This window comes from Lysinibacillus sp. FSL K6-0057 (assembly GCF_038630885.1).
In the GTDB taxonomy this organism is placed as follows: domain Bacteria; phylum Bacillota; class Bacilli; order Bacillales_A; family Planococcaceae; genus Lysinibacillus; species Lysinibacillus fusiformis_F.
On sequence record NZ_CP152047.1, the window covers coordinates 1517319 to 1539692 of the forward strand.

The window sequence follows — 22374 nt, forward strand, 5'->3', positions numbered from 1 at the left end:
ACATGAATGAACTATTTCGAATAACACTTTTTTCAATAATTGGTACTATTGCATCTCTAAGTATAATAATCGTTTTTATTAAGAAGAAAAAAACACACAAAGATTTTCTATTAGTGGTTATGACTTTTAGTTTTTTCACCTTGTTGTGCTTATTTATTGGTATAACGGGACTAGTAGACATTTTTAAAAATGGGCAAAACCCATCTGTCAATGGGTTATGTACAATTGTAAGGATTGATAGCGTGGGTGGTAGGTTTAGCACAGATACATTTTATCAAGTTATAATAGATGACCTTACTATAGAGGCGGATGCTGAGGATTTTGCTTTTTTAAAAGAAGGTACATATCAGTGTACCGTTCAATATGGTTTATTATCCCATCGTTTAATCGACATAAACTATCAAAAGTAGAGTTGGAAAGATGTTTTCCATCTCTACTTTTTTCATTAGCTTTCAAAGGTACTACCTTATTAATAGATATAGCCATATGTAAGTGCTATAATGCCTGTGAAAAATCATTGGAAAACATGTGGGGAGAAGGAGAGGGCAAGACAGTTGAATATTTTAGTTGTTGACGATGAAAAGGAAATTGCAGATTTAATCGAACTTTACTTAAAAAATGAAAACCATCATGTATTTAAATATTATACAGCTCAAGAGGCTTTGGCATGTATTGAGCAAGAAAATGTGGATTTAGCTGTTCTAGATATTATGATGCCAGATATAGATGGCTTTACCATTTTACGAAAAATCCGAGAAACATTGAATTTTCCAGTGATTATGCTTACGGCAAAGGAAGAAGAAATTGATAAAATAAATGGGTTTTCTTTAGGAGCAGATGATTATATAACAAAGCCATTTCGTCCATTGGAATTGGTTGCTCGTGTAAAGGCGCAACTACGAAGATTTACCTTGTACAACCAAGGCTCGAAGCAACATGAAGATATCATTGATTTTGCTGGCCTGGTGATTAACAAAAACACACGGCAAGTCTTTTTAAATGAAAGGCCTATATCCCTTACACCTACGGAATTCGCTATTCTTTGGTATTTATGTGCAAATCGAGGGACAGTTATTAGTTCAGAGCAACTATTCCAAGAAATCTGGGGGGAAAAGTACTTTAGTAGCAATAACACGGTAATGGTTCATATTCGACATTTACGGGAAAAAATGAAGGATTCTGCGGAGAACCCAAAATATATTAAAACGGTTTGGGGAGTGGGGTATACCATTGAAAAATGAGTTTGGCAAACTGAAAAGGAAAATGGTTGTACAAATTATTTCTATACTTGTCATCGCTATCATCATAGGCTTTTTTATTAATTTTGCATTTATTGATGGGGTCTTGCAAGCTCCCTTTGCAGATGCTTTTATTGCCTTTTGTGAAAATGTCTTGCAGCTTGATTATTATGCTGCAAGTAGTGCCTATAATGTGTTATTTAGACAAAATAAACCACTTTGGCTTGCGATAGGATTTATTCTATTATTGTTGATTATTTTTTATATCGCCTTGTCTCGCTTTACCCGTTATTTTCATCAAATTAGTTCGAGTATCACCATGCTTGCAGATGAGTCAGGGAAGGAAATTGAGCTCCCAGCTGAACTCGATTTTTTGGAGAAAAAATTAAATAACGTGAAATATAAATTAGAAAAGCGTGCAAGGGATGCGCAAGAAGCTGAGCAACGAAAGAATGATTTAGTTGTCTATTTAGCGCATGATATTAAAACACCCTTAACATCCATTATTGGCTACTTAAGCCTTTTAGATGAGGCAAGGGATATGCCTGTAGAGCAGAAAGAAAAATATGTGACGGTTACATTAGAAAAATCCTATAGACTGGAACAATTAATCAATGAATTTTTTGAAATAACCAGATTTAATTTACAATCCATCATTTTAGAGAAAGATCTTATTCCTTTACATCATATGTTAATGCAAGTGGCTGACGAGTTTTATCCATTGCTGGCACCAAAGGGTCAACAAGCCATCGTCAAAATAGATGAAGATATTACTATCTATGCAGACGGTAATAAATTAGCGAGGGTATTTAATAATATTTTAAAAAATGCAATTGCCTATAGTGATCCCAATAGTACAATTGAAATTAGTGCGCGAAACGAAAATAATCAGACATTAATTTCGTTTACGAATTCAGGGAAGACGATCCCTCCTGAAAAATTAAAGATGATATTTGAGAAGTTTTACCGCTTAGATAGTGCAAGGTCTACCCAAACAGGAGGTGCTGGGCTTGGTTTAGCCATTTCTAATGAAATTGTACAGGCCCATGGTGGGACGATTACCGCAACTTCTAGTAATGATACAACCGTATTCACTGTGATGATTCCAACCAATTCTTAAGAAACCTTAAGAATTCACTAATAGTAAATTAAAAATAAGCTCCTTTTTTTATGGTTGAATAAAAGCATAAAGAGAAGGAGTTGTTTTTATGTTCAAAAGAAAAGGTATATGGAGTTTATTGTTCTTATTCATGATGATAGTTGTTTATTTACTATTGAAAGAATCGCCAATGACTTTACGTCAGGAAATAGATCATTCACCGAAAGTAGTTCAAACAGCCAGCCAGCATATGCTCGATTTTGATTTATACAGCTCGAATGCAATTTTAGTGAATTTGGATGAAAATCAAATTCTCTTAGATAAAAATAGTGAGGAAAGGGTTTATCCTGCCTCTTTGACCAAAATGATGACGGTTCTAGTCTCGATTGAGCAGATCTCCAATTTACAAGAAGAAATCATTTTACCTAAGCATATCTTTCAGGATTTATTAGAGGAAAATGCTTCCGTAGCGGGCTTTCTCCCAAATGAAAAGCTGACATTAGAGGATTTATTGTATGGCTCCATGCTGCCATCAGGTGCAGAGGCATCAATGGGTTTAGCTGAATATGTTGCTGGTTCAGAACAAAAGTTTGTGAGTCTGATGAACGAAAAGGCGCAGCAGTTAGGCATGAAAAATACTCATTTTGTGAATACAACTGGACTGCACCATCCAGATCATTATACAACCGTAAAGGATATGTCTTTACTTTTACAATACGCCTTAACAAACGATGAGTTTCGCAATGTTTATACAGCAGAAAGATATTCTATTCAGTCCACAAACCTTCATCCAGAAGGCATTACTTTTACAAGTCGCATGTTTCAACATATGACGTCAAGTGCATTGCCAGGAGGAGAAATTTTAGGTGGGAAAACTGGCTATACAGAAGATGCAGGCTTATGTTTAGCAAGCTTAGCTCTTATAAATGGACAAGAATATGTGTTCGTGACAGTAGGAGCTGACGGTAATCCTAGAACGGAGCAATATAATATCACAGATGCCATTTCGGTATATAGTCAATTATAAGGTGAAGATTATTCTAAATCTGCGAGGCCTTCATAGTGTGTGATTGGAGGATATTTCATTTTCTAATCATACATTTTTTTGCTTTCTGATTGAGGAAAAGGTAAGTGATAGTTATATTATAGATAAATTCTATGATTATTATAGAAATAATAGAATTGATTAATAGATATGAAGTTCCATATAATTCTCTATAAACCATCGAGTTATTGGTATTTTAACAGAGGAGGGAAAGAATGGATGACAAATATTGCAGGAATTAAGATACCTGACAGTCGCTTAGCCTTAGAAGCACAGGAAGTTTTAAAGGAACATGGTTCTGATTTACTGTGGAATCATTCCAATCGTGTTTATTTATTTGGCGCAATACAAGGGAAGAAAGCTAAGAAATCATTTGATGCGGAACTTTTATACGTTAGTGCTTTATTTCATGATTTAGGCTTAACAAAGAAGTTTAGTAGTGTAGATAAGCGCTTTGAGGTGGATGGCGCTAATGCAGCACGTCAGTTTTTAGCATTGCATCATATTGATGAACAGTCAATTCAACTAGTATGGGATGCGATTGCACTTCATACGACAATTGGTATTGCTGAGCATAAAGAACATGAAGTTGGCTTGTTATATGCAGGCGTAGGTCTTGATGTAATGGGCGATGGTTATGATGATTTAACGGCTGATGAACGAAATGCCGTTCTCAATGCTTTTCCACGCGACCAATTTAAACAAAAGATATTGCCAGCATTTTTTGAAGGGTTTAAGCATAAACCTGAAACAACATTTGGCAATATAAAATCAGATGTGTGTGCATTATTTATTCCAAACTACAAACCTAAAAATTTTTGTGACTGTGTCTTGCATTCACCTTGGTCTGAATAAAAACTAAAATGGGATAAGGGGATATCTTACATGTTGAAATTGGCACATAAAAAAATTCGTCATACTGCTTTGCAAAATAAAATTGTTTCAGCGCAAGAGGCTGCTTCTTGGATAAAGGACGGTATGATATTAGGTATGAGTGGCTTTACGAGGGCGGGAGATGCAAAAGTTGTACCTTTAGCGCTTGTTGAAAAGGCGAAAGTGGAAAAGTTTCAGGTGGATGTTTATACAGGTGCTTCACTTGGTCCAGAGGTGGATCAGCAGATGGCTGAAGCGGGGATCATTCGGAAGAGAGCCCCTTATCAAGGTGACCCAGCGATTCGCCGAATGATTAATAACGGAGAAATTTTATATACAGATGCACATGTTTCACATAATGCTGAGTTAATGCGTCAAGGCATTGTGGGTCCAATTGATTTCGCCATCATTGAAGCAACTGCTATTACAGAAGATGGTTTGCTGATACCTACAACCTCTGTAGGGAATTCGCCAATTATTGTGCAAATGGCGAAAGAGATAATTATTGAGCTCAATGTTTCACATCCTGCTTCTTTAGAGGGCATTCACGATATTTATATTCCTGATGTACAGGGAAGTAGAGATCCTATTCCTTTAACTAGCGCGGGGGAGCGAATTGGAGCGGTTGGTATCCCATTAGATATAACGAAAGTTCGAGGCATCGTGCTTTCTGAAATTGCTGATGCGCCTTCAACGATTGTACAACCAGATGAGGAAACCGCAAAAATGGCAGACCATTTACTCAATTTTTTAAGAGAGGAGATGAAGGCTGGACGATTAACGAAGACATTAGCGCCACTACAATCGGGTGTTGGATCAGTAGCCAATGCAGTGTTAAATGGGTTTTTAGAATCTGAATTTGAGGATTTGGAAATCTATTCGGAGGTGTTGCAGGACGCTGTATTTGAATTAATAGATGCAGGGAAAGTAAAATCTGCTTCAGGTACGTCCATTACGCTATCACAAGAACGAGGCAAACAGGTGTATAGTCAGCTAGAAAAATATGCAGATCGTTTACTATTACGCCCTCAAGAAATATCGAATCACCCTGAGATTATTCGTCGTTTAGGGCTCATTTCCGTCAATACAGCTCTTGAAGTAGATATTTATGGAAATGTAAATTCTACACATGTTTCAGGTACAAAAATGATGAATGGTATTGGTGGTTCTGGCGATTTTGCGCGCAATGCACGATTGGGAATCTTTGTTACAAAATCCTATGCGAAGGGAGGCAGTATTTCCAGTATTGTTCCTATGGTATCCCATGTGGATCATACAGAGCATGATGTGGACGTTATTGTCACAGAGTTTGGTGTAGCTGATTTACGTGGGCTAGCACCGAAAGAGAGAGTACCACGAATAATTGATCATTGTGCACATCCTGATTATCGTCAGCAATTGTGGGCATATTATCAGGCTGCGGTGGAGAAAACAGGTAATCACCATACGCCACATATTTTAGAAGAAGCATTATCTTGGCATGTGCATCTTGCCAAAGCCAAGACAATGAAAAAATAAGATGCCTATTTAGCTAAAAAATAAATGGACTACACGCAGACACGACGAGTGCTGGGTTTAGTCCATTTTTTATTGAGACATGACTAATGAACGAATGAGTTGTCGACTTTTATCTGAAAGTGAAAGTTGTGCAAGATCAAGTTGCTCTACTAGTAGACGAATGAAAGCTTTAGCCGCAAAATTAATAAATTTATCTTTTCGATAGAGCAGGACGATTTCACGTGTTAGGGGTGGATTGCATATCGAACGCTCACAAATAGTATCCGATTTATGCAAGTTACAAAGTGTTTTCGAAATAATCGTTGCTCCCACATTTTGTTCTACTAATTTAAAGATCGCTTGGATGCTAGCTGTTTCTAATTTTGGTGTAATGTGAAGTTTTTCTTTACGAGCGGCTCCATCAATTACCTTTCTACACTGATGTATTATTGGAAATAAAATCAATGGATGTGCTAACACCTTTTGCAATGGGATGGTATCCAATCCTGCTAAAGGGTGCTGTTTATGAATAACGACCTTTAGTTCCTCCGTAAACAATGGAACGATTTGAAGCTGCTCCTCCTCATAATCGATATTGTCTTGTTTGTAGGAAATGGCAAAATCTATTTTATTGTTTTTAAATAGTTGCAACAAATCATCTGAGCTATTGATACAAACCTGTATGTCTGGATAATCCTGATAATAGTCCAGCAAATAATCTGATACACAATCAGTTAATTCTCCTGGCAAAGTACCAATCACTAATTTCCCTGCTTTTATTTCTTTTAGTTCAGTCATCTGATTTTTCGTATTATCCATTGCCCTAAAAATATATGTACACTGTTCATATAAAATTTTACCAGCATCTGTAATAGCGATTTTTTTTCCTAGACGATCGAATAGAGGTAAGCCAAGCTCATTTTCTAAAACCTTTATTTGATGGCTGAGTGTGGGCTGAGAAATATTTAATTTTTCGGCAGCCTTTGTAAAATGAAGCTCACTACATAGAACAAAAAAATATTCAAGCTGTCGTATCTCCATATAAACGTACCTTCTTATCAATTCAAATTTTCATATATTATAGCATTTTCAGCTTGAGCATCGAGAAATATAGGTTAATTTAATTGATAGATGATTTATTAATTTTAATCTTCAGAAAAATGATATATAGTAAATATGTTCAAATACATCATCCTTAAGGAGGATACTATGGGGAGATTAGTTCATTTTGAAATTCATGTAAGTGACATGGATCGGGCAAAGGATTTTTATGGGAAAGTATTTGGCTGGTCATTTCAGGACTGGAGTGACTATGCAGGCATGCCTTACTTCGGTGCCGTGACAGGTGAAGATGATGAACTGGGCATTAACGGTGCTTTAATGCAACGCCAAGGTCCTCCACCAGAAACAAACCAAGCGCTGAATGGCTTTGCTTGTACAATGGGTGTCGAAAGTTATGATGTAACAGAAGCAAAAATTCTTGAAAACGGTGGCAAAGTAGCCATGCCCAAGTATGCATTACCAGGGATGGCATGGCAAGGCTATTATATTGATACGGAAGGCAATGTATTTGGTATTCACCAGCCTGATAAAAATGCCAAATAGTATTTGCTCAATGTTGGAAAGTGAGAGGTTGCTCCTGAATGTGTGGGAACTGGTCCAATATAAGGAGGTTGCGCTCCTAAATGAGTGAGAGCCGCTCAAAGATGGAGGGAAGCTGCTCCTAAATGAGTGAGAGCTGCTCCAAGATGTGGGAAATCCGCTCATAAAGAGGAGAGAGTCGCTCCAAGATGTGGGGAATCCGCTCTTAAAGAGGAGAGAGCCGCTCCAAGATGTGGGAACCCTGCTCTTAAAGAGGTGAAAGCCGCTCCAAGATGTGGGAACCCCGCTATTAAAGAGGAGAGACTCGCTCAAAAGTAGAGGGAACCCGCTCTTAAAGAGGAGAGAGCCGCTCAAAGATGTGGAGAATCCGCTTATAAAGAGGAGAGAGTCGCTCCAAGATGTGGAGAACCCGCTCTTAAAGAGGAGAGAGCCGCTCAAAAGTAGAGGGAACCCGCTCTTAAAGAGGAGAGAGTCGCTCTAAAGTATAGGAAATCCGCTCCTAAAGAGGAGAGAGTCGCTCAAAAGTAGAGGGAACCTGCTCTTAAAAGAGTGAGAGCCGCTCCAAAGTAGAGGGAACCCGCTCATAAAGAGGAGAGAGCCGCTCCAAAGTAGAGGGAACCCGCTCCTAAAGAGGTGAGCCTCGCTCTAAAGTAGTAAGAACTCGCTCCTAAAAAGGTGAGAGCCGCTCCAAAGTAGAGGGAACCCGCTCTTAAAATGGTAAGCCCCGCTCAAAAATGATCGGAACCCGCTCATAAAATGGTAAGCTCCGCTCTAAAGTAGTGAGAACCCGTTCAAATAGGGAAAAACTCGCTCTTAATCAGGTGAAAAAACTTTAAAGCAGAAAGACCTATGTTCGAGAAAGCGAACATAGGTCTTTTATGATCATCTGGTAGGTAAATGGGGAGATTTGTAAATATATAATGTTTTATTTTGGTAAATTTGTTATGGTTAAATTAGGGAAGTTATCACATGATACATAGTATTCAAGGAGAAATTGTAATGAAAAAAAGAAGGCGTATGTTATTTTTAATCGCACCCATAATGATGTTAGCTTCTTGTAGTAGTGAGGGTGAGAGTGTTACTGCTAATGAGAAAATGTATATTTCATCGGTTCAAAAAAAGGAAGTTTATGAAATTCAACAGCCTGCAAAAGTCAATATTGCTAGAGGTTTAATCGTCAAAAAAATGAACAATGCTCTAAATATCAATGAAATCGAGAGAGGACTCATGGATTTGTCAGTGAGTCATTTTTCAACAGACAAGTTTTATATGCAGGAAGGTCAGTATTTGGATGAAAATACGATCACCCAATGGTTAAGCAGGAAAAAAGATGAAGGTATTTGTTTAAACCCAGCTATTGAAAAGAGAAGTGGCAATGTGCTGGAGGATGAAAAAAAGTATCCTTTGATTCTCTCTCATGTATTAGAACAAAACTTTATTAATAAAGAGAATAACAAAGTTGAGGGCATATCGATCGCGATCTCATTAAATGAATTTTATGACATACGAGTTTCCGATGAAAATGGCTTAATTTACACGGGCCAAGTGAAAGTAGATCAAAATGATGATGAAATCAATGATGTTGAAAAATACGGTAAAGAAGTGGCTAAAAAGATTGTTGCGGATATAAGAAAAAATGAAAAGTATCCGAGAGTTCCTATTTATTTAACTTTATATCAAGAATCTAATATAAACGATATTATACCAGGCATATTTTTAGCTGAAACCTTTATTTCGAAAGATACAGATACCATCTCAAAATGGTCTGAGGTTAATAAAAAGTATTATACATTCCCTTCAGATGCCTTATATAGTTTAGACCAAAATATGTATAATAAAATATTAATTTTTAAAGAGGATATTCAAGCTGGATTTAAACATTTAAACCCTAAAATTATAGGGAAACTGCGTTATGAGGATGGCAAACTAACAGATATTAACATGGATTTACATATTCCTCTGATAAATGATGTAGAATTAATTGGCTTGCTACAGTTAACTAGTACCAAGTTAAATACAATTTTATTTGATTATATTCCCATTACAGTTCGAGTAATCGACCATAATGGGGATGTAGGAATTGTCCTTTGGGACCCAATAGAAAAACAAATTTTTGCATCGCCTATTTAAGTCGTAAATGGAAATCTAAAGGGGTCAGCTCCTATTTCAAATTTCGTAGCTTGTGTCTATATCTACTGAAATTGAAGAACCATCACTATTATCAAATTTCATGAACCATTCACCTGCTAGGCTCGCATCCACCTTGTAATTTGTCGTAAACGATTGCCCAGGCTTAATGATCTCTCCTTCTATCCAAGCCGTTCCATTAGGTGCAGTTAATATAAACCTAATAGCTTGTGTGCTGTTATTTTTCACATAAATTCGAATTGCATCAGTGCTATTACTAGTTGCTTGATAATTAAAGCTCATTGAACCCTGACCTGTTGGAAAGGTAGTAGAAGTTGCAAGAAGAGTGGGAGAACCATCACCCATTTCATCACTTTGTTCAGCTATGATAGTAGAATGAGGTTCTTCAGCAGTAGCAGCTAGAGTCGGCTGACGAGATGAACTGTGTGTATGATTAGCTATATAAGATGCTCCACCAAGTGGAAATATAAAAAGAGTCACTGTTAATAAAGAGGCAAATTTTCTCATGGTTCCTCCGCTTAAATATATTTTGAAATCATCTTAATAATACCTTTATTTAACTGTATAGTAAATATTAGTTTAGGTGCTCATTAAAACGGAGCACCTATTTTTATAGGTGAAGGCGTTCTAAAACATAAAAGTATTTCTTTGCAATCTTTGAAATGAATGTTTATTATGAAAATGATAATCATTTTCAATTGTTGAAAGGGGAGTAACAATGAAAAGACATCTTATTATTGGGATGCATTTAGCTGTTCACGGTAATCATGGCAAGCAAGGTGCGTTGATAGATGAACATATTGCATTTGCGCAGCGTGCTGAGGCAGCAAAATTGGATTTTGTATTTAAGGCTGATTATTTAATAGCTCATCCAGAATTAATGGCTAAAATGAAAGGAACGGTTGGCTTAGATCCTAGCTTTTTAATGGCGATGGTGGCAAGAGAAACCAAACAGATTGGCTTAGTGACAACGATCTCCACATCATTTACGCCACCTTATCTGATTGCGCGTCAATTGCAATCCTTGAATTGGATTAGTGATGGGCGAGTTGGATGGAATATTGTGACCTCCATAGATGGTGCCCATAATTTCAGCAATGAATCTATGCCTTCTTCAGAAGAGCGTTATGCTAAAGCTACAGAATGTACAGAGGTGGTCAAGCAGCTATGGCATAGTCAACCCTACGAAACATTAGAAACGGATGGGAATATAGAAAAAATAAAAGAGCTTGTCAAACCTATTGAACATGAGGGCGAATTTTTCCATATTAAAGGTCCCCTAAATCTCCCTATGCATCCAGCAGGAGAGATTCCGCTCTTCCAAGCAGGCGCGTCGGATGTTGGGCGACAATTTGCAGCTACTGTTTCCAATGCCATTTTCGCAGCTACACCAGCTATGGAGGTGGGCATTGAGATGCGTAATGATTTGCGTCAACGTGCCATTGAAGTAGGGCGTTCTGCCGACGATATTCGCTTATTACCTGGGCTGTATTTCTTTATAGGTGATACATATGAAGAAGCACTCGAAATGCACCGACAAGCGCATGCACATTTAACGCTTGAACGACGCTACAGTGCTTTAGAATCTGTGATTGGTATGGATGTTCGTCATTTGTCAATTGAAGATCAGGTGACCGTTGATATGTTGCCACCAAAAGATCAAAAAGTACGTAGTAAAACACATGCAGATTTGGTGCGTCGTTATATTATAGAAAATGAACCAACTGTTGAGGTATTGTTAGCACGCCCCGAGGTAATTGGCTCAGCCCATCTTGTAGCAATCGGCACACCACAGGATATTGTCGATCAAATCGTTACTTTTTATGAGGAGGGCGCATTGGATGGCTTTATTGCTGTACCAGGTGGCCCTGTGAAATCTTTAGATTTATTCTTTAGCGACGTTATTCCCATGTTAGTAGAGCGGGAGTTATTCCGAGCTGAATATGAAGGTAGCACATTACGTTCCCATTTAGGCTTAGATGTGCGATCTCCAATTAATAGCTGAAAAAGGGCAAGCCATAAGCTTTGCCCTTTTATTGCTAGAAACTCATTCGAATATTAATCGGATAAAGATAAGGTGATTCGGGTTGTTCGATTGTTACCCAATCATCAATATGGATAACAGGTAAGCTTGCACCCTCATATGTTGTTTGACTAATTGTACCGACCACTTCAATCCATGTATCTTCTGTGAGTGTTGGAGCGTCTGGAAACTCTGTTAGAAAGCCGACGATACTGGCATCGGCGACACAATGCGTAATAAGAAATCTTGAAATAACTAGTTGCCTTTCTGTAAAGCTTTCTTCTTTTAAAACAAAGCCCTTCAACTGTATTTTCTTCCCCAAATAGTTTTCTAAATTTTGATTAATTTCCTCGTAATAGATCGTATAGTCCTCATCGGTCATTTTCAGCATCGATTGTTGGGATAACTGTTGCTTTAATTGGTCATATTGCTTTTTTGTCATTTCCTGTTTTTCTTCCATCAGTCGCGGATCAGCATCATGCTCATCATAGATGTTTTCATCAATTGTTTCATTTGAAGTGAGATAATCCTCTATTTTAGATGATTGACTTTGCTGGGTGAGAATAAAGGCACCACCTTTTTTATCAGCGACGGCAGCATCTAAAATTTTAGCTGGCACGAAAAAGCCTGTCATTATCGGTGTCATGATAATGAGGTAGGCAATCATTTTTTTTCTTGTAAAGGCTGAGTGACCATGGTCGTGATGGGAACAGCAAGCTTGTCCGGTAGGCTCACATGAGTGGGGAGCCTTTGAAAAAGATATAACTCTAGTCAATTGAACAAGAAATAGTATAAAAAATAAGATGGCGGCTGTTTTACTCAGGCTTTCATATTTAGGGTTGATGAATTTTGTTAGTTCTCCGGTCCAATGCAGGTTGGCTATCATAGCCGAAAAGGCAAGTAACATTAAGGCTCTTAGCGCTTGTTGAACGTGAAATTTCATGGTTTTCCCCCTTAGAGATACGCTGAAAGCATCCATATACTAATGTAGACAACTGTAGCCACTAAGGCGATTAACCAAAAGACAAATTTTAAGCGAAATACGCTCATCAACATAATGGTATTTTTCAAATCGATCATAGGGCCAAAAATAAGAAAGGCCAGAATGGATGGAGTGGAGAAAATAGCACTAAAGGATGCGCCAATAAAGGCATCTGCCTCAGAGCAAAGTGACAGAATGAAGGCTAAGCTCATCATAACTAGAATGGAGGAGGATTCACCGTCTCCAATTGCTACGAGTGTTTTGGTTGATATATAGGTTTGTACAAAGGCAGCTAAAAATGCCCCGATAATTAAGTATTTGCCCATATCAAAAAATTCATCGATGGCATGCTTGACCATATTTAATAGTTTTGTGACGAAAGATGTTTGTTGACTAGTGGTTGTCAATGAGTAGGGCTGTAAAGAGCTCTTAAATTGTGAGCCTTTAAAAAACAAGCTGATGAGTAATGCTACGACAATGGCGATGACAAAGCCAACGAGCATTCGAAGGCTCGCTATTCTTAAATCATTGCCAAATGCCATATAGGTAGAAAGAATAACAACGGGATTAATAAGTGGACCAGTTAACATAAAGCCCATAGCTGCATGTATAGGTACGCCTTTGGCAATTAATCTTCTAACAATCGGAACAATTCCACATTCGCAGGCTGGAAATAATGCACCTACAAGACAACTCATGATGACGGCCATCACAGGGTTTCGAGGAATCCACCTTTGGATATGTTCCTCTGTTATAAATATCTGAATAAAGCCAGCAATCAGTATTCCAATTAAGACAAATGGTAATGCTTCAATTAAAATACTTAAAAATATCGTATTTAAATTGAGTAGAGAGGAACTAAGGTCGTTTAGTGCTGAGACGTTGAATAACAGTAGTGGTAGCATGCCTATGAATAAAATGAAGAGGAACCAAAAATTCAATACATATTTAGAAAAATGGAGACGTTCCACATAGACCTCCTTAAAGTGTAATGGTTACGTTTTAATGTAAGATATGACATAGATGATATTGTTATTACTTCAAAAAAGGAAAGAGAAAGTAAAAATTGGTTCCTACCATCTTTTTACTTTCCCTCTCTATCGAATTATTTAGGAGAATACTTAGTTCTATATTGTTTAGGGGTGATACCCGTAAATTTTTTGAAAACTTTAATGAAATAGCTTTGATCTGTGAAATTAAGTAATGAACCGATGTCTAGAATTGGATAGTTGGTAAATGTTAAGAGTTTTTTCGCCTCATCAATCCTTTGCTGCTGAATATATTCACTAAAGGAAGTCCCTACTTCCTTTTTAAATAAGGAGGAAAGATAGTTGGGGCTTAGGTGGCAAATAGCTGAAAGTTGGTCGAGTGTTAGATCCCCATATAATTGATTTTCAATAAAATGGATACAGGTAGTAATGGGTGCTGAATATTTCCTTGTATTGGCCTGCGATACACGGCTTGTAAAGTCGTAAATAGCTTCCTCCATTAACGAAAGAATATCGATTAAACTGGTTTGATCCTCTAGCTTTTGAATGTAAAAATCATTTAATGTAAAGGCTGTTTCTTCATTTAAACCACCCTCAATCGCTGCACGGCAAATTAGGGCAATTCCTGTAATCATCAAATATTGAACACTTCTTAAATTATTGCGTTTTGAAAGTATTCCCAGTTCTGCCTGCTCGACAATGGAATAATTCAAAACTTCATTTAATTTCTCCATACGTCCATTTTTCACATTGTCTAACAATATTTTTTCATAATAAAGATTTGTATGAACAATATCATTTCTTCTAGCGTATGAGAGCTCAAGCGCAGTATTTTCCTCATGACGAATTAGAGGTCTTAATGCTTGGTTATGATAAATGACAGCAGTTTTATTTAATTTCTTTTGATAGATCGAGTAATACACAAACAAACTAATGGCTAAACATTGCTGATAATGAAGAATAGGAATTAGCTCTTGATTAACATTTGTCTTTATGTCTACCACTTCTGGAGAAAGAGAAGGACCAACTACAATCGCCCCTAAATATTGATCCTCTAACTGCACGTTGATATAGAAGAAATTAAATTCAGCATAAGAGAAAAAAATCGGATAATCATTTGTATCCTTATGATAAGGATATGTTTTCAATTGTTCCTTTAAAGAAATGTAAGATGGATTATTGGTTGTTGAATAGTCAAAAATTATGTCTCCCAACGAATTAATATAAGTGACTGGAAGATGATGTGTTTCGTATATTAATTGACTTATGTATTGAAGGTCGATAGTGGTAATTTTCATGTTCCTACACTCCAGTTCGTAATGATGCTATCAAAATGAAAGCCGTTACAATTTTTATTGTATAGACATTGAGAAAGTACTATTTTGTGTAGAATAATACAATAAATGAAGGGGAAGTAGCAATAAAATAGACAGTGACTTCAAAATGTTAGGGAGGAATAGAAGATGGATCTTTTGAATAAAATTGCAGTTGTAACGGGCGCAGGAAGCGGTATTGGAAGAGCCAGCAGTTTGAAACTTGCTAGCAATGGTGCAAAAGTGGTAGTTGTGGATTTCAACAAAGAAACAGGGGAAGAAACAGTAAGCTTGATTAAAGAGCAGGGTGGAGAAGGTATCTTCGTTCAGGCTGACATTTCAAAAAGTGAAGACGTTCAGAAATATGTCAATACGGCTGTTGATACGTATGGACGCATTGATATATTTTTCAATAATGCTGGGGTTATTCAAAAAATCTCTCCATTAACAGAGATTGAAGATGCAGAATATGAGCGCATTATGTCGATCAATGTGAAGGGTGTATTCCTTGGCTTAAAACATGTTTTAAAAGTAATGGAAGGACAAGGAAGCGGCTCTATTATTAATACAGCTTCTACAGCGGGTGTTCGCAGTGAGCACAGTATGGCTGTCTATTCTGCAAGTAAGCATGCAGTAGTTGGTTTAACAAAATCTGCTTCTTTGGAGTATGTAAAAAAAGGTATCCGTATCAATGGTATTTGTCCAGGTGGAGTAGAAACAGCATTAACAAACAGTGTAACTGCCATGTTTGAAACAGGTGGCTATGTGCCAGAGGAAATTCCAAACATGAGAATGGGCCGCTATGCGAAACCAGAAGAATTAGCAGAAATGGTTGTGTTCCTAGCATCGGACAAAGCAAGCTATATGACAGGCTCCATCGTGTTAGTTGATGGTGGCTTAACTTTATAATGAAAGAAGAAATCCAGTGAATCATTTCACTGGATTTCTTCTTTTTGTTGCAAAAAGATGATGTCAACGGCAGAAAAAGCAACTTTGCAAAGTGAGAGGTTGATTTCCGTTCCGCCAGCGTCCTTTCCAGGGGGCGTCCGAGGAGCCGCTTCACTCACTTTCGTTCGCTCCAGGGTCTCCTCTGTGACGCTAAATCCCCAAGGAGTGACGCTGGCTCCACTCCAATCAACCATTCTGCAAAGTGTCTTTACTTTTTTTCATAGTAGCATAGCGATTAAATCGTTCATTATTTGTATTCTTAGAGGGGATAAGCTCTTATTTTTAATGTGGAGAAGTGATGCGTGACAACACCCCTTCATAAAGAGTAGTGAGCACCTTCACTTTATTTGAAAACCTTTGCTAAAAAGGTAACACTTTTGTGGGTTGGAGTGGAAGGTTACTTGATTCCCGTGGGATAGCGAGACAGGCGAGCCACTAAACGGAGCGGTGCGGAGGAAGCGGCTCGGCGCTCGCCCACAGGAAAGCAAGTAACCTGCAACAGAAATCCATTTCTACCTTTCAATAGACTGTTTTGTTTTCAACACTAAGAAGAAATCCAGTGAATCATTTCACTGGATTTCTTGGGGTAATGAACCGAGTCGGCTATAGGGTGAATTTTTTGAGCTCATTCATCAACGTATCAGTCATAGCTTGAAGTTCGTCTATTTTAGCACTAATTTTTTGGAAGGATAGTAGCTGTTCTTGGGTTGATGCCGATATTTCTTCTGTACCGGCAGCCGTTTCTTCCGTAATAGCAGAAATATTTTCAATGGTACTATTTACTTGCTGGCTCATTTCATTGGTTTGCACCATTTCTTTTGTGAGGTTTTGTAAATCGCGATGGATATCTGTTATATGCATGGTAATAACGGCAAATGATTGTTCCGTTTCAACCATGGATTGTGATTGCTCATTTGATAGCTGATAACCTCGTTCAGCTGTAGTAAGGATGTGCGTAATGCCATCTTGAATATGCGTAACCATAGAAGTAATTAAATTCGTCGCATTCTCCGTTTCAGAAGAGAGCTTTTTAACCTCCTCGGCAACAATGGCAAACCCTTTACCTGCTTCTCCCGCTCGTGCAGCCTCGATGGCAGCGTTTAAGGCTAATAAATTGGTTTGGCTGGCAATCGTGTGGACAGCATTGGCTGCGCCTTCAATCTCTGAAGTAAATTGAGAGAATTGGGTAACAGCCTCTTTAATATCAAGTGATGTGGTTGAAATATCCTGCGCAATGGCCGATTGTTTTTCCAATGAATACTGACCATTTTGAACAGCCTCCAGAGCCTGTTTACCAGTGTCAGCAGATTGCTCACTTGTACGCATTACATCCTTAAATTGATCTGCCATATTATTCATTTGGAGTGCCACTGATTGAATGTCTTCAGACATGGTATAGCTGCCTTTTGCTAATTCGTCGGTAGAAGTAGCGACTTGATTGCTACTTTCATGAATAGTATTCATATGGCTCGTCACTTCTTGTGTAAACAAATTAACATCCTTTCCAATATAATCGATGGATTGTACGGTACTTTTTAAATTATTCATCATCTCTGAAAAGCTTTTTGTTAATTGATCAATCTCATATCGACTGTTTGCCTGATAGGAAAGGGTAGAGGTATCAATGGTTAGGTTTCCTGTTGCTGCGGCCTGTGCGCAATCTACAATCTGATTAATTGGTTTGGTAATTCTTTTCGCAGCCACATAGGAATAAAGTATCGTAGCAATAATTAATAGCACACTACCTATGATGGTAGAGGTTGTAATGAAACCTATTTTTTGCTTCGTTACTTGTATCATTTCTTGATACCATTCGTTCGTTTCTTTTTTGAGCAAATACATATCGTTTAAAATCCCTTTAATTCTGATGGACTGCTTTTTAATTTCAGAGCGATTGTTTTCTTGAAACCCGCTTTCAGTCGCTTTTTCTAGATTTTCAAATTTACTAGCTATTTTTTCGACGATTGTCTGATGCTCAGGTATTCTCGTTAGAGAGGCTAATGCCCCTAAATTACTTTTTGTTTCTTGTAAAATAGCGAGCGCTTCGTTTTTATTGGCTTCACTATCCAGGTAGGTGAAATTATTTAAAGATTGGCTGGCAACAACTAAACTTTGCTCTAGTTCTTTCACTGCAAGTAAAAGTTTCGTATCATCCTGTGCTGTGGTCTGGATTGTGAATGTTTGTATGATAATAAAGCCAATCATCGCCATAGCCAGTACGATTGGAATCAGTGTGTTCATAAATAATTTCTTACGTAGTGTCACTGGCCATTCCCCTTTTCTGCAGTAACTTTTATCGTTCCTGAAATAATGGCTTCTTGGGCTTTTTCGATGGCAGTTTGTTGCTCAGCTGTTAGTTGTATTACACGAATATCTGCTAGTCCCACGCCTTGATCCGCTAAACCTAATGCAAACGATTTTTCAGTAATTTTCCCATCTTCTACTAATGCTTTAGCAAGTTGATAGACGGCCAGGTCAACATTTTTCAGCATGGATGTGACAACTGTTTTTTCGGCAACAAAAAATTGATCGATATCAACACCGGCTGCATAAATACCCATTTCCTCGGCCTTTTTAATCGCTCCGAAGCCAGTAAAGCCCGCTGCATGGTAAATAAAATCAACGTTATTTTTGATATATCTTTCTGCTATTGCTGCACCCGCCTGGGTATCGTCAAAGGTACCAGCATAGTCACTCATAATTTCAATCGATGGCTGTACATATCGAGCTCCTTCGATAAAACCATTTTCAAAGTGATGGATAACGGGAGCATCTGCACCACCGATGAAGCCAATTTTTCCTGTTTTGCTTGTCATAGCGGCAATCATGCCAACTAAAAAGCTACCTTCTTGCTCTTTAAAGGTAATCGAAATGATGTTGTTAATATCAGATTGTCCGTCAATCAGTATAAATTGCTGGTCTGGATATTGCTTCGCTGTTTTTTCTAGTGCTTCTTGTACAGAGAAACCGAGACCAATGATGATATCATATTTTTCTGCTACAAGCTCATTCAGCTTTTCCTCGTAATTACCATCAGGAGCCTCTTTGTAATCAAACAAAATACCAAGCTCATCGCGCGCCTTTTCTAATCCTTTAAAAGCGGAGTCATTAAATGATTCATCGCCTAGTCCTGCATCTGATAGTAAGATGCCTATCCTATATCCTTCAGTTGATGTTTCTGCTGGTGCTGAAGAACAGCCGGCTATCAACAGAGCGATCAAAAGAAAAGTAGTAATTAATTTCTTCAAATTATGTGTACCTCCTGTTGTGTATAAAATATATATCGGCAAAAACTTAATATTTTTAGTCTGATGTCAGACTTCGATGAAAATAAATTTCTGAGAATGTATAAGAATAAGGATTCATTTCTATATACATAATAAGTTAGAAATATAAAGCTAGATTACTATTAAAGTAATGGATTTATTAAGGTTTCCGTAACAATTCTTGTATGTATAGCACTATAAAAGCCTAACGCGAATAGCGTTAGGCTTTACTATCTAAACAGCACCGAATAATTTTAATAAATTAATAATAATAATGCCGATTACGCCAAAGTCTGAATCGCCAAAGGTTGTGCCTTCATAACCAATGTCTCCCATAAAGATCAGTAGTATGGCAGGAATAAAGCTAATCAATAAACCATTGGCAAAGGCTCCTGACATCGCACCGATTCTGCCGCCTGTAGCGTTACCAAAGACGCCAGCTGCTGCACCTGTGAAGAAATGGGGAACAAGACCCGGAACGATGACCTTAAGTCCGATGAAGGGGAGTATAAACATGGAAACCAGCCCTGCTAGAAAACTAAAGATGAAACCAATGATGACGGCATTGGGTGCGAAGGGGAAAATGGTTGGGCAATCAAGTGCTGGTTTTGTGTTTGGTACAAGTTTATCTGCAATGCCTTTGAAGGCTGGAATAATTTCAGCAATTAACATTCGTACACCTGCTAAAATAATATAAACACCCGCTGCAAATGTAATCGCTTGCATAATAGCGAAAATAATAAAATTAGAGCCCGCAGATAATTGTGCCTCAATATAGGCAGGGCCAGCAAAAAGGGCAACAATCACAAAGAACACACTCATTGTTAGCGAAATAGCAACAGAGGTATCCCGTAAAAAGCCCAATGATTTCGGGACTTGTATATCCTCTGTGGATTTCGTTTTATTGCCAAAGAGCTTACCAATCTTTGCAGAAACATAATAGCCAACACTGCCAAAGTGACCAACAGCAAAGTCGTCACTACCTGTTATTTGCCGAACTGTTGGCTGTAAAATGGCAGGGAACACCACCATACAAAGTCCAAGAATAATAGAACCGACGATAATAAGAGGTGTACCACTCATCCCCCCAACTGACAATGAAGCAGCGATTAAACAAGCCATAAATAATGTATGATGTCCAGTTAAAAAGATATATTTTAATGGCGTAAATCGCGCAAATAATAGGTTCATAATCATACCAAATACCATGATTAGTGCAGTAGCTGTACCAAAATTAGTCTGAGCAGCTGCCACGATGGCCTCATTGTTGGGAATGACTCCCTGTACTTGAAAGGCATGATCAAACATTTTACTAAAATGATCTAAAGAGCCAATCAAGACAGTGGCACCTGCTCCAAGGATGACAAAGCCCATTATCGTTTTTAAAGTACCTGACAGAACAGTGGAACTTGATTTTTTTTGAATGAGTAAACCAATAAAAGCGAATAGGCCGACTAATATAGCTGGTGTTCCTAAAATGTCATGCATGATAACATCCAACATACCAACACCTCATCCTATCCAAAATTTTTATGCTTAAAGCAAAGGTTCTAGCTTTTCTTTTATTTCTGCAATACTCATCATATTAACAATGCTCACAATGATTCCTTTGTCTTTCGCTAATTCATTCACAATGTCTGCTGCCCCTAAATAAATATCTGCTTTTTCCGCCTTGGCAGATGCTAAATCGGTATGTGTTACCTCTGCATCTTTACCCAATGCCTCTAATGCCTTTTTTACATTCAATTCTAAAATAAAGCTACTTCCTAAACCGCTCCCACACACGACTAAAATTTTCATTCTGTTGACTCCTTTGTCGTATATTGTTTGATTTTCTCCCATATCGTGTCCGCATGCTGACAGGCGATCAAGTCATCAATCTGATCAGGTTCTTGTAAGACTAATGCTACATCAGCCAACGCCTGTAGATGAGAAGCATTGTCAATGGCAGCTAGCACAATTAGTAAGTAAACAGGCTGATTGGGGCTGAAAAAAACAGGCTTTTGTAAACATAGCAAACTTATGGCTAGTTCATGAACCCCATCAGATGGCCGTGCATGAGGAATGGCTACTTTTGGTGTGATGACTACGTAGGGGTCATAGTGCTCAATAGATCGAATCATGGCTTCGACATAGCGTTGTTCAATTTTTTGTTGCTGTACTAATGGGCTAGCAGCTAAATGAATCGCTTCTTGCCATGATTGGACAAAGTTTGCAAGCTGTATACAATCCTTTGTTAACAGCTTGGTTAGCAAGGACAACCCTCCTTTCATAAAAATATCTTCCCATTCCATGTTATTACGACTGCATGTGGAATTATGTCATCGAAGAAAACATTTTTAATTGCTTCGCTATTTCGTAAACCGACATTTTGACAAATTCATCAATTTTATGATCTAAGCGCGTTTTCGGATAAATCAATTGAATCTTTCTATTAAGCGTCACGTCATGTAGATCTTTCTTCATCAGTACACCTGATTTTAATTCTTCTTCTATTAAGGAAACGGATAGAAACGCCATGTTTTTTCCAAAGGTCAGCATTTTTTTTATCGTGCTCACAGAATCCAGCTCAATTGTGTAAATTGAAGGCTGAAAAGGGTCCATCCACTTTTCGATGAAGTGATTCGTGGAGCTAGAGGATGTATGCAACAAGAGCTTGTACTTAAGAATATCTTCTTTGGTGATGTCCTTTTTTGTTGCTAGCTCGTGTGATGGGCTGAATGCCAATACAAGTGCATCTTCACCGATAGTTTCGTAATGAAGTAAAGGATTTTCCTGCTTGGTCTCCATGATGAGCCCGAAATCTAATTCTTGTAGTGCTACGTTTTTTTCAATTTCGGGTGCAGTTTTTACTTCTAATGAAATACGAATCTCAGGATAGGTCGTTGAAACTTGATGAATTAAATCTGGCATAAAAATATGGGCAGGTAAGCCACTCGCCCCAAGTCGTAATGAACCGATATGGCCTGCTAAAAGATTTTCAATAAAACGGTCCATATCCTTTTGGAGTTGAACCATTTGACGAGCGTAATGATACACACCTTCGCCCGCTTCTGTTAAACGGTATCCTCCTGCGTTTGTTCGAAATAAACGAATACCGTATTCCTCCTCAATAGAGCGAATATGAAAGGATACTGTAGGTGCTGTAATGCCAAGCGCTTTGGCCACGGGGGCTAATTTTTTTAATTCTACAAGTAAGCAAAATGCCTGTAATTTACTATTGTTCATTTTATCCTCCTAAAGCAAATTAGAAAAAATCTTGTATTTGTTTTAGTTTATTAGATTTTTTTTAACGTGTTATTAATAGTAGATTAATATTTTCTAAATATCTGGAATTTATAGTTGTTAGTA

Annotated in this window: 22 protein-coding genes; 11 read left to right on the forward strand and 11 right to left on the reverse strand. The window is 37.8% G+C overall.

Going from position 1 to position 22374, the window contains the following annotated elements; all coding sequences use genetic code 11:
- Window positions 1-2 precede the first annotated feature (2 nt).
- The 6 genes from MHB40_RS07145 to MHB40_RS07170 all read left to right on the forward strand — a co-directional run bounded on the left by MHB40_RS07145 (window position 3) and on the right by MHB40_RS07170 (window position 5773).
- Complete coding sequence (locus MHB40_RS07145; RefSeq protein WP_342534204.1) at window positions 3-410, forward strand: hypothetical protein; 408 nt, start codon at window positions 3-5, stop codon at window positions 408-410.
- A gap of 90 nt (window positions 411-500) precedes the next feature.
- On the forward strand, window positions 501-1241 hold the full coding sequence (gene vanR, locus MHB40_RS07150) for a VanR-ABDEGLN family response regulator transcription factor (RefSeq protein ID WP_342534205.1): 741 nt from the start codon (window positions 501-503) through the stop codon (window positions 1239-1241).
- A 22-nt stretch (window positions 1242-1263) separates the two neighbouring features.
- Window positions 1264-2358: a HAMP domain-containing sensor histidine kinase gene (locus MHB40_RS07155; RefSeq protein ID WP_342534206.1), complete on the forward strand. Its 1095-nt coding sequence runs from the start codon at window positions 1264-1266 to the stop codon at window positions 2356-2358.
- An 88-nt stretch (window positions 2359-2446) separates the two neighbouring features.
- Window positions 2447-3364, forward strand: coding sequence for a serine hydrolase (locus MHB40_RS07160; RefSeq protein WP_342534207.1), 918 nt, complete (start codon window positions 2447-2449; stop codon window positions 3362-3364).
- Window positions 3365-3601: 237 nt separating this feature from the next.
- Window positions 3602-4237 carry an HD domain-containing protein gene (locus tag MHB40_RS07165; RefSeq protein WP_342442959.1) on the forward strand — a complete coding sequence of 212 codons (636 nt, stop codon included), beginning with the start codon at window positions 3602-3604 and terminating at the stop codon, window positions 4235-4237.
- A 30-nt stretch (window positions 4238-4267) separates the two neighbouring features.
- Window positions 4268-5773 carry a succinate CoA transferase gene (locus MHB40_RS07170; protein WP_342442960.1) on the forward strand — a complete coding sequence of 502 codons (1506 nt, stop codon included), beginning with the start codon at window positions 4268-4270 and terminating at the stop codon, window positions 5771-5773.
- Window positions 5774-5842: 69 nt separating this feature from the next.
- On the opposite strand, the gene MHB40_RS07175 is transcribed toward MHB40_RS07170, so the two are convergent.
- Window positions 5843-6793, reverse strand: coding sequence for a LysR family transcriptional regulator (locus MHB40_RS07175; protein WP_342442961.1), 951 nt, complete (start codon window positions 6791-6793; stop codon window positions 5843-5845).
- Window positions 6794-6961: 168 nt separating this feature from the next.
- On the opposite strand from MHB40_RS07175, the gene MHB40_RS07180 reads away from it, so the two are divergent.
- The 3 genes from MHB40_RS07180 to MHB40_RS07190 all read left to right on the forward strand — a co-directional run bounded on the left by MHB40_RS07180 (window position 6962) and on the right by MHB40_RS07190 (window position 9484).
- Window positions 6962-7357, forward strand: coding sequence for a VOC family protein (locus MHB40_RS07180; protein WP_066038252.1), 396 nt, complete (start codon window positions 6962-6964; stop codon window positions 7355-7357).
- Between the two features lie 271 nt (window positions 7358-7628).
- A complete protein-coding gene (locus MHB40_RS07185; RefSeq protein WP_342534208.1) occupies window positions 7629-7835 on the forward strand; it encodes a hypothetical protein in 207 nt (68 codons plus the stop codon).
- Window positions 7836-8353: 518 nt separating this feature from the next.
- Window positions 8354-9484 (forward strand): CamS family sex pheromone protein, encoded by a 1131-nt coding sequence (locus tag MHB40_RS07190; protein WP_342442962.1) that lies wholly within the window; start codon window positions 8354-8356, stop codon window positions 9482-9484.
- A 36-nt stretch (window positions 9485-9520) separates the two neighbouring features.
- On the opposite strand, the gene MHB40_RS07195 is transcribed toward MHB40_RS07190, so the two are convergent.
- Window positions 9521-10009: a hypothetical protein gene (locus MHB40_RS07195; RefSeq protein WP_342442963.1), complete on the reverse strand. Its 489-nt coding sequence runs from the start codon at window positions 10007-10009 to the stop codon at window positions 9521-9523.
- A gap of 235 nt (window positions 10010-10244) precedes the next feature.
- On the opposite strand from MHB40_RS07195, the gene MHB40_RS07200 reads away from it, so the two are divergent.
- Window positions 10245-11507 (forward strand): NtaA/DmoA family FMN-dependent monooxygenase, encoded by a 1263-nt coding sequence (locus MHB40_RS07200; RefSeq protein WP_342443707.1) that lies wholly within the window; start codon window positions 10245-10247, stop codon window positions 11505-11507.
- 34 nt (window positions 11508-11541) lie between these two features.
- Here MHB40_RS07200 and MHB40_RS07205 read toward each other — a convergent pair whose 3' ends face one another.
- The 3 genes from MHB40_RS07205 to MHB40_RS07215 form a co-directional block, all read right to left on the reverse strand.
- On the reverse strand, window positions 11542-12468 hold the full coding sequence (locus MHB40_RS07205) for a TIGR03943 family protein (RefSeq protein ID WP_342442965.1): 927 nt from the start codon (window positions 12466-12468) through the stop codon (window positions 11542-11544).
- Window positions 12469-12479: 11 nt separating this feature from the next.
- Window positions 12480-13478, reverse strand: a complete 999-nt coding sequence (locus MHB40_RS07210) for a permease (protein ID WP_342442966.1) — start codon at window positions 13476-13478, stop codon at window positions 12480-12482.
- A 134-nt stretch (window positions 13479-13612) separates the two neighbouring features.
- A complete protein-coding gene (locus MHB40_RS07215; RefSeq protein ID WP_342442967.1) occupies window positions 13613-14794 on the reverse strand; it encodes an AraC family transcriptional regulator in 1182 nt (393 codons plus the stop codon).
- A gap of 165 nt (window positions 14795-14959) precedes the next feature.
- Between MHB40_RS07215 and MHB40_RS07220 the strand changes: the two genes are divergently transcribed.
- Window positions 14960-15718 carry a glucose 1-dehydrogenase gene (locus MHB40_RS07220; RefSeq protein WP_342442968.1) on the forward strand — a complete coding sequence of 253 codons (759 nt, stop codon included), beginning with the start codon at window positions 14960-14962 and terminating at the stop codon, window positions 15716-15718.
- 642 nt (window positions 15719-16360) lie between these two features.
- On the opposite strand, the gene MHB40_RS07225 is transcribed toward MHB40_RS07220, so the two are convergent.
- The 6 genes from MHB40_RS07225 to MHB40_RS07250 form a co-directional block, all read right to left on the reverse strand.
- Window positions 16361-18022 (reverse strand): HAMP domain-containing methyl-accepting chemotaxis protein, encoded by a 1662-nt coding sequence (locus tag MHB40_RS07225; protein WP_342534209.1) that lies wholly within the window; start codon window positions 18020-18022, stop codon window positions 16361-16363.
- Window positions 18019-19005, reverse strand: a complete 987-nt coding sequence (locus MHB40_RS07230; protein WP_342534210.1) for a BMP family ABC transporter substrate-binding protein — start codon at window positions 19003-19005, stop codon at window positions 18019-18021. The genes MHB40_RS07225 and MHB40_RS07230 overlap by 4 nt, the downstream gene beginning before the upstream one ends.
- Before the next feature lie 252 nt (window positions 19006-19257).
- On the reverse strand, window positions 19258-20526 hold the full coding sequence (locus tag MHB40_RS07235) for a PTS ascorbate transporter subunit IIC (RefSeq protein WP_342534211.1): 1269 nt from the start codon (window positions 20524-20526) through the stop codon (window positions 19258-19260).
- A 33-nt stretch (window positions 20527-20559) separates the two neighbouring features.
- The gene (locus MHB40_RS07240) at window positions 20560-20823 is read right to left on the reverse strand and encodes a PTS sugar transporter subunit IIB (protein WP_342534212.1); all 264 of its coding nucleotides are present in this window, start codon (window positions 20821-20823) and stop codon (window positions 20560-20562) included.
- Window positions 20820-21278 carry a PTS sugar transporter subunit IIA gene (locus tag MHB40_RS07245; RefSeq protein ID WP_342534213.1) on the reverse strand — a complete coding sequence of 153 codons (459 nt, stop codon included), beginning with the start codon at window positions 21276-21278 and terminating at the stop codon, window positions 20820-20822. The genes MHB40_RS07240 and MHB40_RS07245 overlap by 4 nt, the downstream gene beginning before the upstream one ends.
- Window positions 21279-21339: 61 nt before the next feature.
- Window positions 21340-22251, reverse strand: coding sequence for a LysR family transcriptional regulator (locus MHB40_RS07250; RefSeq protein ID WP_342534214.1), 912 nt, complete (start codon window positions 22249-22251; stop codon window positions 21340-21342).
- Window positions 22252-22374 lie beyond the last annotated feature (123 nt).

What these genes read in the sequence shown, in the direction of transcription:
- MHB40_RS07145 (WP_342534204.1), top strand. Translation starts at nt 3, where the DNA reads ATGAATGAACTATTTCGAATAACACTTTTTTCAATAATTGGTACTATT.
- vanR (WP_342534205.1), top strand. Translation starts at nt 501, where the DNA reads ATGCCTGTGAAAAATCATTGGAAAACATGTGGGGAGAAGGAGAGGGCA.
- MHB40_RS07155 (WP_342534206.1), top strand. Translation starts at nt 1,264, where the DNA reads ATGGTTGTACAAATTATTTCTATACTTGTCATCGCTATCATCATAGGC.
- MHB40_RS07160 (WP_342534207.1), top strand. Translation starts at nt 2,447, where the DNA reads ATGTTCAAAAGAAAAGGTATATGGAGTTTATTGTTCTTATTCATGATG.
- MHB40_RS07165 (WP_342442959.1), top strand. Translation starts at nt 3,602, where the DNA reads ATGACAAATATTGCAGGAATTAAGATACCTGACAGTCGCTTAGCCTTA.
- MHB40_RS07170 (WP_342442960.1), top strand. Translation starts at nt 4,268, where the DNA reads ATGTTGAAATTGGCACATAAAAAAATTCGTCATACTGCTTTGCAAAAT.
- MHB40_RS07175 (WP_342442961.1), bottom strand. Translation starts at nt 6,793, where the DNA reads ATGGAGATACGACAGCTTGAATATTTTTTTGTTCTATGTAGTGAGCTT.
- MHB40_RS07180 (WP_066038252.1), top strand. Translation starts at nt 6,962, where the DNA reads ATGGGGAGATTAGTTCATTTTGAAATTCATGTAAGTGACATGGATCGG.
- MHB40_RS07190 (WP_342442962.1), top strand. Translation starts at nt 8,354, where the DNA reads ATGAAAAAAAGAAGGCGTATGTTATTTTTAATCGCACCCATAATGATG.
- MHB40_RS07195 (WP_342442963.1), bottom strand. Translation starts at nt 10,009, where the DNA reads ATGAGAAAATTTGCCTCTTTATTAACAGTGACTCTTTTTATATTTCCA.
- MHB40_RS07200 (WP_342443707.1), top strand. Translation starts at nt 10,245, where the DNA reads ATGCATTTAGCTGTTCACGGTAATCATGGCAAGCAAGGTGCGTTGATA.
- MHB40_RS07205 (WP_342442965.1), bottom strand. Translation starts at nt 12,468, where the DNA reads ATGAAATTTCACGTTCAACAAGCGCTAAGAGCCTTAATGTTACTTGCC.
- MHB40_RS07215 (WP_342442967.1), bottom strand. Translation starts at nt 14,794, where the DNA reads ATGAAAATTACCACTATCGACCTTCAATACATAAGTCAATTAATATAC.
- MHB40_RS07220 (WP_342442968.1), top strand. Translation starts at nt 14,960, where the DNA reads ATGGATCTTTTGAATAAAATTGCAGTTGTAACGGGCGCAGGAAGCGGT.
- MHB40_RS07235 (WP_342534211.1), bottom strand. Translation starts at nt 20,526, where the DNA reads ATGTTGGATGTTATCATGCATGACATTTTAGGAACACCAGCTATATTA.
- MHB40_RS07240 (WP_342534212.1), bottom strand. Translation starts at nt 20,823, where the DNA reads ATGAAAATTTTAGTCGTGTGTGGGAGCGGTTTAGGAAGTAGCTTTATT.
- MHB40_RS07250 (WP_342534214.1), bottom strand. Translation starts at nt 22,251, where the DNA reads ATGAACAATAGTAAATTACAGGCATTTTGCTTACTTGTAGAATTAAAA.